At 62.4% G+C, this 7,197-nt stretch carries 7 protein-coding genes; 4 read left to right on the top strand and 3 right to left on the bottom strand.

Going from position 1 to position 7,197, the window contains the following annotated elements; translation table 11 throughout:
- Positions 1-88 precede the first annotated feature (88 nt).
- Positions 89-1,468, bottom strand: a complete 1,380-nt coding sequence (locus tag ACE03M_RS09440; protein WP_485933750.1) for an NAD-dependent succinate-semialdehyde dehydrogenase — start codon at positions 1,466-1,468, stop codon at positions 89-91.
- A 177-nt stretch (positions 1,469-1,645) separates the two neighbouring features.
- On the opposite strand from ACE03M_RS09440, the gene ACE03M_RS09445 reads away from it, so the two are divergent.
- A complete protein-coding gene (locus ACE03M_RS09445) occupies positions 1,646-1,999 on the top strand; it encodes a nuclear transport factor 2 family protein (protein WP_143920515.1) in 354 nt (117 codons plus the stop codon).
- Positions 2,000-2,376: 377 nt separating this feature from the next.
- On the opposite strand, the gene ACE03M_RS09450 is transcribed toward ACE03M_RS09445, so the two are convergent.
- On the bottom strand, positions 2,377-2,955 hold the full coding sequence (locus tag ACE03M_RS09450) for a TetR/AcrR family transcriptional regulator (RefSeq protein WP_485933751.1): 579 nt from the start codon (positions 2,953-2,955) through the stop codon (positions 2,377-2,379).
- Between the two features lie 92 nt (positions 2,956-3,047).
- Here ACE03M_RS09450 and ACE03M_RS09455 point away from each other — a divergent pair, with 92 nt between their 5' ends.
- Positions 3,048-3,920, top strand: coding sequence for an alpha/beta hydrolase family protein (locus tag ACE03M_RS09455; RefSeq protein ID WP_485933753.1), 873 nt, complete (start codon positions 3,048-3,050; stop codon positions 3,918-3,920).
- A 114-nt stretch (positions 3,921-4,034) separates the two neighbouring features.
- Here ACE03M_RS09455 and ACE03M_RS09460 read toward each other — a convergent pair whose 3' ends face one another.
- Positions 4,035-4,970 (bottom strand): 3-hydroxyacyl-CoA dehydrogenase NAD-binding domain-containing protein, encoded by a 936-nt coding sequence (locus tag ACE03M_RS09460; protein WP_485933754.1) that lies wholly within the window; start codon positions 4,968-4,970, stop codon positions 4,035-4,037.
- Positions 4,971-5,089: 119 nt separating this feature from the next.
- On the opposite strand from ACE03M_RS09460, the gene ACE03M_RS09465 reads away from it, so the two are divergent.
- Positions 5,090-5,953, top strand: a complete 864-nt coding sequence (locus ACE03M_RS09465; RefSeq protein ID WP_485933755.1) for a hypothetical protein — start codon at positions 5,090-5,092, stop codon at positions 5,951-5,953.
- Between the two features lie 223 nt (positions 5,954-6,176).
- The gene (locus tag ACE03M_RS09470; protein ID WP_485933756.1) at positions 6,177-7,142 is read left to right on the top strand and encodes a hypothetical protein; all 966 of its coding nucleotides are present in this window, start codon (positions 6,177-6,179) and stop codon (positions 7,140-7,142) included.
- Positions 7,143-7,197 lie beyond the last annotated feature (55 nt).

Below are 7,197 nucleotides of genomic sequence, written 5' to 3' on the forward strand. Positions count from 1 at the left end.
CTGAGAAAAGTATGTGTGTCCTCAGCTTACAATCAGAGCGCTGATCGACTATGCGATCAGCGCTCTGAGAGTGGCAGGCGACTCAGCCTCAGTTCTTCTTGAACACCAGCTGCTTGTTGACGAACTCGTCCATGGCCAGCGGGCCCAGCTCGCGTCCGACGCCAGAGCGCTTCACACCGCCGAAGGGCAGGTATTCACGGCTGCCCTCTGGTGTGTTGAGGAAGATCATGCCGGAGTCGATCTGGGAACCGACGCGCTCTGCCCGCTCCAGGTCGTTGGAGAACACGGCGGCACCGAGTCCGAACGGAGTGTCATTGGCCATCTCGACGGCCTCTTCCTCGCTGCTGACTCGGTAGACGATGACGGCGGGACCGAAGAGCTCTTCATAATAGCCGCGCATGCCCTTCTCCACATCGGCGAGGACGACAGGTTCGACGAAGGCGCCGCCGCCGTCGTAGCGCTTGCCGCCGGCGAGCAGAGTGGCGCCGTCCTTGACCGTGTCCTGAACCTGCTCGATGAAGCGATCGGCAGCCGCAGTCGAAGAAAGCGGGGACAGGCGAGAACCTTCAGCACCGGGGGTTTCGGGGGTGAACTTCTTGGCCGCCTCGGTGATCGATGACAGGAACTCGTCGTAGACGTCATCCATGACGATCATGCGCTTGGGCGAATTGCAGGCCTGCCCGGTGTTGCCCATGCGGGTCTTGAAGAAGGTGTTCGCGCTCTTCTCCACATCGGCGGTGTCGAGGAGGATGTAGGGGTCGGATCCGCCGAGCTCGAGGACGACCTTCTTGAGGTTCTTACCGGCTTCAGCGGCCACGGCCGAACCTGCGCGCTCGGAACCGGTCAGGGACACACCATGGTTGCGTGGGTCGGGCAGGATGATGTCTGCGACCTGTTCGTTGCTCGCATAGATGTTGATGTAGGCGCCCTCGGGCAGTCCGGCTTCGATGAAGATCTCTTCCATGATCTGAGCCGAGCGGGGGCACTGCGGGGCGTGCTTGAGCAGAATCGTGTTGCCCAGGACCAGGTTGGGCGCTGCGAAGCGTGCGACCTGGTAGTAGGGGAAGTTCCAGGGCATGATGCCCAGCAGGGACCCGACCGGCTTGCGGCGGATCATCGCGGTTCCATCATCGGGTCCGCGCAGGGGCTCATCGGCCATGAAGGCTTCTGCGTTGTCGGCGAAGTAGCGGTAGATGGCGGAGCTCAGTCCGACCTCGCCCTTGCCTTCGGGGACTGCCTTGCCCATCTCCAATTGGATGACCTTCGCCAGCTCTTCGGCCCGCTCCGCGTAGATTTCGGAGACGCGGACGAGGATCGCGGCGCGGTCGGCCACGGAAGTCTGACTCCATTCGGTGAAGGTGGTCGCGGATCGATCGAGTGCGGCCAGGATCTCTGAATCGGTCGCGGTGGCGAATTCTTCGGCCACTTCGCCGGTTGCCGGGTTGGTCACGCGATACATGGTGGACATGTCGAGCCTCATTTCTGCGGGGGTTGTTGACCTCGATCCAGCGGCGTGGAACCGAGTCTCCGGCACCGATCGACGAATGGATCCATCTCCCACGCTATGGCCCAATCACCTCGGCGGCAATTCCCCGTCCCATCCTGTGAGCGCAGGCTCGAGTGTGATCGCTGTTACTGTGTTGCCATGGACAGTGTGACTGAACTCGTGAAGCGCTATTACTCCACCGTCGATGCCGGAGACGCTGGTGCCACCTCGGCGCTCTTCGCGGCCGAGGGTCACTACGATCGGCCCGGATATCCGACCATGATCGGAACACAGATCACCGAGTTCTACCACGGTGAGCGCGTCATCGAATCGGGTGCGCATTCACTGACTGAGATCCTCATCGACGGCGACCGCGCATCCAGCCGCGGGGTCTTCACCGGTCGACTCAAGGACGGCACGGAAACGTCCGTGGGCTTCGCCGACTTCTTCCTCTTCGACACCGAGGGCCTCATCGCCGAACGCACCACCTACTTCTACCAAGCCGCGGTCTGAGGTGGCCCTGCCTGCCGAGGTGTAACTTCTACCATGCCGCGGTCAGAGCGTCCCGGCGCAGGCGGACTGACCGTCCGGCCCCAGCCGTGTCCAAACCGACTGAACCTGCACCCTGTTCGGCGCACGGACTTCCTACCGACGGCCCATTACCCCTGGAAAACCTGCGGCGCAGTCAAAAACTCAGGGCAGCTGTGAACCCACCAGGAAAAGAAACGGATCGCGACATCTAATTGATGGCGAGATGACTTCAACCTGCCGGTCTCGACTCCAGCGTTAACGTCCTCCAGTGGACTCCCCTGGACTACCTCGACTCACAGGCTCGGAGAAGTGTCCTGACTTCCCACCTATGGCGTCATCTGCCCAATTGGTCAATACGCCTAGCCGCGCACGACGGCTGTGACGGCGGCATGCAACTCTTCGAAGGCGGCATCGACTCTCTCCTCATCTCCCGTGGCGAGAAGGTCGACGAGCAGCCCGCGCAGGGAGCCCAGCACCAGGGTCGCCAGCGACATCGCCCTGGACGTAGGGCATCCTGCGCGGATCAATCCCGCTGCCAAGAGGTCGATCCGGTCGTCCACCGATTGACGAACAGCACGACTCACGGCTGTACCTTCCCGGTACCCGAAGATCGTGATCTCAAGGAACGTGGCGGCGTGACGCAGGCCGCTGGTTGAACGCGCCCGTTCCCATAGGGAGCGCAGAGGGTCGGGATCGTCATTTGGGATGTCCGGGTCGGCAAGTGCGACTCCGAGGATCGCCTCGAGGACTTCGGTGACGAGCTTCTCCTTCGTCCCGAAGTGGTGCAGGAGCGTGGCGTGGCTTATGCCGGCGACTTCCGCAGCCCGTCTCAGGGACAGGTCTGCGATGCCATGGTCTAGGACGTACACCGTCACAGCTTGCAGCACCTCACTGCGTCGGTGCTCGAATCGTCGCTTCCGTCCATCTGTTTCTGCCATACCTCAAAGACTAGACACTGACGGGGCCAACGGCTAGATTGATCTACCGTTCGGTAGAGAAACCTGACTTGTCGCTTGCTGAAGGAGAACTCGTGAAATCATTAGCCAGTCGAACCACATCCGCCCTGCTGCTGGTGGCGCTGACCCTGAGCATCATGCTCACGGGTGCACCCGCTGGTGCAGCAGAGACATCCTACGAGAATGGGCCGGACCCCACTTCCAGCAGCATCGAAGCAGTGAAAGGTCCGTTCGAAGTGTCAACGCAGACTGTTTCCTCCTATTCGGTCAGGGATTTCGGCGGGGGCACGATCTACTATCCGGCCAGCAGTGTCGAGGGCGGCTACGGCGCAGTGGCGATCTCGCCCGGGTACACGGCACGGAAGTCCAGTATCGCCTGGCTCGGATCGCGATTGGCGTCCCAGGGCTTCGTGGTCTTCACGATCGACACCAAAACCACCAGCGACAGGCCCGCTTCCCGCGGAGATCAGCTGCTCGCATCCCTCGATTACCTCACCGAGAACAGCAGAGTCAAGGACCAGGTGGATCCCAACCGACTCGCAGTCATGGGGCACTCCATGGGTGGCGGCGGCGTCTTCGAAGCAGCAAAAGACCGACCCGAGCTTCAGGGAGCCATCGCCATGACCCCGTGGAACACGAATAAGACCTTCTCAGAGGTCAGCACCCCGACGCTCATCTTCGGGGCACAGGACGACACCGTCGCTCCGGTTTCCAGGCATTCGATTCCTCTTTACAGCGGACTGCCCAGCAGCACTCCGCGGACCTATCTCGAGCTGCGCGGCGCCAGCCATTTCGCCCCGAACAGATCCAACACCACCATCGCTGCGCAGTCGATCGCCTGGCTCAAGGCATTCCTCGACGAGGATCGGCGCTACGACCAGTTCCTCTGCCCGGGTCCGACGACCGGCATCGACTTGAGTGATGTCCGTACCAGCTGCCCGTTCTGATCGCGCAAAGGCCAGGTGACGATGCACCGGCGGCGGCGAATTTCCCCACCGCCATCGCCATTGCCGGCGCCGGCGCACCGGCGGGCCCAGTATCCAGTCGGCGATCAGGGCGTCTCATTCCTCTTCGCGCGTTCCGCCCTTGTCGCGAGCATCGAGCACCGCACGTTGGGTGTTGTCTCTCGCCTCGGCTGCGGCCCGGCTCGGCGTCTGACCGTAGGCCCGCTCCACCTGGGCGTAGACATCAGTCATCCCCTCATCACTGAGGTCGAGTGGAAGCTCGCCGATCTGAGCGAACGAGGCTCCGATATGGTGCATGAAACCGCGGATCCCAGAGTCTCCCCCGCCGAGGTGCATCGCCTCGAACTGCCCCACCGCGGACCAGCGCAAGCCCAGGGAATTCTTCATCACCGCGTCGAGCTCGGGTGCCGAGATGACACCGTTGGACACCAGTGCGATCGCTTCCTTCATCAGCGCGTTCTGCAGGCGGTTGCCGACGAATCCGCGAACCTCCCGGTTCAGTGCCACGGGTTCGCGACCGCAGCTGCGGTAGAACTCAAGGGCGCGTTCGACCGTGTCGAGACTCGTCGCCGGGGCCGGCACCACCTCGACGAGCGGCATCAGGTGAGGTGGGTTGAACGGATGACCGACGATGACGCGGGCCGCGACTTCCGCCGGCAGGTGTCGAGCGATCAAAGATGCAGGGATGGTCGATGAGGAGGTCGCAAAGATCGCGTCGGTCGAGGCCGCGGCGGCGATCTGGGCGAACAGCTTCGGCTTGGCCTGAGGATCCTCGGGCCCCGATTCCTGCACGAACGAGGCCTCAGTCACCGCGGCCTCGACGGATTCGGCGAGGCTGATGGACCCGAGTTCGGAGGCGAGCATTTCGTGGGCGGCAGCATCGGCACTGACGTCGGCCTGCAACTCGGCGACCACCTCGGCGAGGTCGGGTCTGGGGTCGAAGACCTGGACCTGGTAACCCGACCGGGCGAACAGCCAAGCGAATGAACGGCCGATCGTCCCGGCCCCTATGACAGCTACGCAGAAGCTCATATTGTCAAGGCTATACCTGCCGATTGCTCTTCGACGCCACCCGCCGACACCAGCGCAGATGCTTCAGATATCGATGTTCGGGAGCGTCAAGACGGCCGGTTCGGTGGCACAATGTCACCATGACACCGCGCGAAGGATTGTCCACAGTGGACTCGGAGATCATTGCCCTGGCCGAGGATGAGTATGCGGCCGCAGCTGACGCCGCCCGGATCGAGGTGCGCGAGATCCACACCGCCGCCGAGGCCGCCGAAGCCGCCCTCCTGCTCGACGAAGTGTGGAGCGTCGACGAGACGGGCACCAATGTGCTCGAGCCCGGACTCATCGTCGCCTTCGCCCATGCGGGAAACTATGTCTCGGCCGCCTACAGCCTCGACGAACCCGACGAGATGATCGGGGTGACGATCGGCTTCTTCGGCCAACCGCTGGGAACGCTCATGCACTCACACATCGCCGGTGTGCGGCACCAGATCATCGGCCGCGGCGCCGGATCGGCGATGAAGCTGCATCAGCGCTTATGGTGTCTCAACCTCGGCATCACGGAGATGACCTGGACCTTCGATCCACTGGTGGCACGCAACGCCTACTTCAACTTCCAGCGCCTGGGGGTGAGAATGGTCGAATACCTCGAGGACTTCTACGGGCAGATGCGCGACGGCGTCAATGCCGGTCAGGCCAGCGACCGCATGGTCGTATCGTGGCCGCTCGACAAGCCGGCCAGGGCCACGCTCGCCGAGGCGGACGATGCCTTCGAATGTCTGCGCAGTGACGACAACGGTGAGCCGCTGGTTGCCGAGGTGCCCAAGGAAGCCAGTCTGGTCTCCCTCGACATTCCCTCCGACATCGAGACGCTGCGCGGCCAGGATGCCGAGCTCGCCTCACGGTGGCGGAAGGCATTGCGCGATTCGCTGACCGCGCTCGTCGCCGACGGCTGGGTCCTCGATACCTGCCTCAAGGGCGGAACGTACCTGCTCCACCACCCGTAGAACCGCTCGTGCTTCGAGACAACGGCGGAGCGCCGCGGCACCTGCGTCCGCAAGGTAGTCTCGGCCCTCCACCGTTGTCTCGGCAGAGCCAGCTGGGGTTGGGTTGGGTTGGTTGGGTTGGGCTGGATGGGTTGGGCTGGATGGGTTGGGCTTGAAACGCTTCCTTGATGTCATTTGATGCGATTTGATTGCGTTTGATGGTTGATGTGGGCATAATCGTAATATGTTCCGGATTGCGACGCGCAATGACCTCGCCGAACTCGATATGCCTCGCCCCGACCTTGCTGCGGCACTGAATTGCTGTCTGCGCAGAGTACGTCGCGGCTACTACATCCTCATATCCGATTGCCCCCGCTCGCACTTCGAGACCACCCGGGGGCTTGCGCAGGAGCCCGGAACCACGTTTCCCCAATTCCACGGCGACATCAGGGACGAAGCCGAGGAGCTGCGGATTCGCATTGCATCTCGACGAGCCTCGGTGCTGCCAGGCGATGTCTTCTCTCATGTCTCCGCGGCACTGATCCATGGTCTGGATCCTGTTGTCACCGGGACGAAAAGGGTCGAGATCTCGAGAAGCGCATACTCTCGCAACTACCCGGATCTGGCGTTCTATGCTCGTGCCATTGCCGCCGAGGATGTCGATCGAAGCCTCGGCTACACCGTGACCAGCCTGCCCAGAACACTGGCCGACATCGCGCTTGATCACCCGCTGGAAGTATCGGTGCCGCTGATCTCGGAGGCGTTGCGAGCGAAACGAATTGCCAAAGAGGAACTCAAGTCATTCTTCTCCGCGGGAGCTCGGGGCCTCAGACGAGCCAGGTTGGCGCTCTGTCTCTCCCATGCCGCCTATGAATCCAATGCGGAGGCCTTCTGCGCGGTCAAATTCCACCGACATGGCATCACTGGAATGACACCTCAGGTCAATACCTATTCGCCGACTGGCAAGTTCATCGGCAGGAACGACTTTCGACACGAGAGGGCATCGGTCATCGTCGAAGTCCATGGAGTGGGCAAGTACTACATGCACCCAAGTGGCCCAGACGACGCCGCCCGTGAGAACCACCAACGCAATATGAACCTCGTCAACGCCGGATTCCGCGTCTTCAACCTGACATTCGGCGATCTCTTCCGACCAAACGTCTTCGCCCAGATCAGCTGGGCCATCACCTCGGCGCTCGACAACCCCTAGAACACTCGACGCTCTCCCCGGAGCAACCTCTCGCAACAACGGCGGAGCGCCGAGG

This window comes from Brevibacterium sp. AGC70 (assembly GCF_057334195.1).